This window comes from uncultured Mucilaginibacter sp., from assembly GCF_903913935.1.
In the GTDB taxonomy this organism is placed as follows: Bacteria; Bacteroidota; Bacteroidia; order Sphingobacteriales; family Sphingobacteriaceae; genus Mucilaginibacter.
In genome coordinates this window covers 1-2,498 of record NZ_CAIWNH010000042.1, presented here as the reverse complement: position 1 = coordinate 2,498, position 2,498 = coordinate 1, and the positions used below count along the sequence as shown (strand labels likewise).

The following is a 2,498-nucleotide window of genomic DNA, read 5'->3' as shown; positions in this document are numbered from 1 at the left end:
GATTATCGTTATTGATCACAACAATCATTTTGTTCCTTATTTTTCGTTCAGGTTACCCGGTTATTTTCCCGGTAATAGTAGTGTTGCTTGGGGTAACTTGGGCACTTGGGATCCTTGTACTGGCGCATTACGAGATCACGATACTTACTGGTTTAATACCTGCTTTAATGGTAATTATAGGCGTACCAAACAGCATCATCATCCTTAACAAATATTATTACGAATTTGGGCATAATGGCGATAAGTTAAAATCACTAAATATTGTTATTGAAAAAGTAGGGATAACTACTTTTATTGCCAACATTACAACAGCGATAGGCTTTGGTGTATTATATTTTACCAACAGCGAATTATTAACCCAGTTTGGCCTGGTGGCTGCATTAAGTATAATGGCCACATTTACCCTGTGTATTGTTTTGGTGCCTATTATATTTAGCTTTTTGCCCGCCCCCAAACCAAAACTTACTAAGATCAAAGATCGCAGGCTGATGCAAGCTGTATTAATAAGCCTTGATCAACTGGTGCACTCCCATCGTAAAGCAATTTATGGGATTACACTGGCAATTGTAGCCATATGTTTTTACGGCATGTTCAGGATCAATGTAAACAGCTATGTGGTTGACGATCTGCCTAAGAAAAGCAATACCTTAAGCGACCTTAAATTTTTTGAATCGAACTTTAAAGGCGTTTTACCCCTTGAGGTAAGTATCGATACCAAACGTAAAAACGGGGTAATGAATGATGTCACCATCAGGAAGGTTGAAAAGCTCGAGAACTTGATTTCTTCCTACCCTGAATTCAGCCGTTCATTATCATTGATACAAGGGCTTAAATTTTCAACTCAGGCTTTTTATGGGGGCAGCCCGGCTTATTATCGCCTGCCGCAGGGTTTTGAAGATGGTTTCATCTTAAGTTATGCCAGTCACTCAGGTAAAAGCAATACTGTTTTGCGTAATTATCTGGATAGTAACAAGCAATTTACCCGTGCAAGTTTTGAGATGGTTGACGTAGGCTCAAACCGGATGAATAAAGTGATCGCCAATTTGCAGCCGCGGATCGACTCCATATTCAATCCCCAAAAATACCATGTAGAGCTTACCGGGTCAAGCATAATTTTTATAAAGGGGGCTAATTACATGGTCAAAAACCTCTACCAGAGCCTTGCGCTGGCCATTTTATTGATTGCCGGCGTAATGTGGATCTTGTTCAGAGGGGTGAAGATGGTTGCCATTTCACTGCTGCCCAACCTTATTCCGCTGATCATTACGGCAGGTATAATGGGGTTTTTTGGTATCCCGCTAAAACCATCAACCATCCTTATTTTTAGTATAGCGATGGGCATCTCCTCTGACCAAACTATTTATTTCATTACCCGTTACCGGCAGGAACTGCGTTATACAAAAAAAGGTATATCAAGGATCGTTTCAGATACCATTCGCGAAACCGGGATAAGTATGATCTATGTTGCCATCGTACTATTTTTCGGATTTGGCATATTCGCCTTTTCCACTTTTGGAAGTGTGAGTGCATTGGGCGTTTTATTGTCAGTTACTTTATTGGTAGCTATGATAAGCAATCTTACCCTGTTGCCCGCATTTTTACTGAGCTTGGAACACCGGGAACAGAAGAAGGAAAAAGGTTGATTGAGTGAGTTTTGATTAAGCTAAAAACATGGACTTAAAACTTGACAATAAAGTAGCCGTTGTATTAGCCGCCTCAAAAGGTCTGGGCAAAGCCATTGCTGCGGCATTATCTGCAGAAGGCGCGAGGGTAATCATCGGTTCGCGCGATGCCAGAGAATTGGAGCGGACTGCCAAAGAAATTACCACCATTACGGGCAATGAAGTAACTGCCATGGCAATTGATGTTGGGGATGCTGACCGTGTTGCCGGTTTTACTGAAAAAGTTGCAGTGGCATACGGCAAAATTGACATCCTGGTTAATAACAGTGGCGGGCCACCATTTAATAAATTTGAGAATTTTGATGATGAGGCCTGGCAGCAGGCTTTTAACCTTACCCTGCTAAGCTTTGCACGTACCAGCCGACTGGTATTACCCCATATGCAAAAAACAGGCAGCGGCCGCATCATCAATATTATCAGCGGTTCGGTAAAATCAGTATTGGCAAATTCAGTTCTTTCAACCAGTATGCGCATGGGCGTTGTCGGCATGGCCAAATTAATGGCGGATGAATTGGGGCCATATAACATTACCGTAAACAATGTAGCCCCCGGCATGATCCTTACTGACAGGCTTAAACATACGCTGCCAAAAGACGCAGACCCCGAACTCGCTTTAAAAGAAAGGGCCAAAAACATCCCGCTCGGCCGCATCGGCAAACCCGAGGAGCTGGCGGCGCTGGTTACCTTTTTAGCGTCAGAACAGGCGGCTTATATCAGTGGCACCACCATACAGGTTGATGGCGGCGCAAACAGAGGGATTTTTTAACCCTATGCTGTCAATTTCTCATGGTAATGTTTTGGATATGCAACATTTTG

The 2,498-nt window shown here is 42.8% G+C and carries 2 protein-coding genes; both read left to right on the top strand.

Features of this window, described 5'->3' with window-relative positions:
- A partial coding sequence (locus QZY09_RS01740) for an MMPL family transporter (RefSeq protein ID WP_295667405.1) occupies positions 1-1,643 on the top strand: 1,643 nt, incomplete at its 5' end.
- 28 nt (positions 1,644-1,671) lie between these two features.
- Entirely contained in the window at positions 1,672-2,448 is a 777-nt protein-coding gene (locus tag QZY09_RS01735) for an SDR family oxidoreductase (RefSeq protein WP_295667402.1), read from the top strand.
- Positions 2,449-2,498 lie beyond the last annotated feature (50 nt).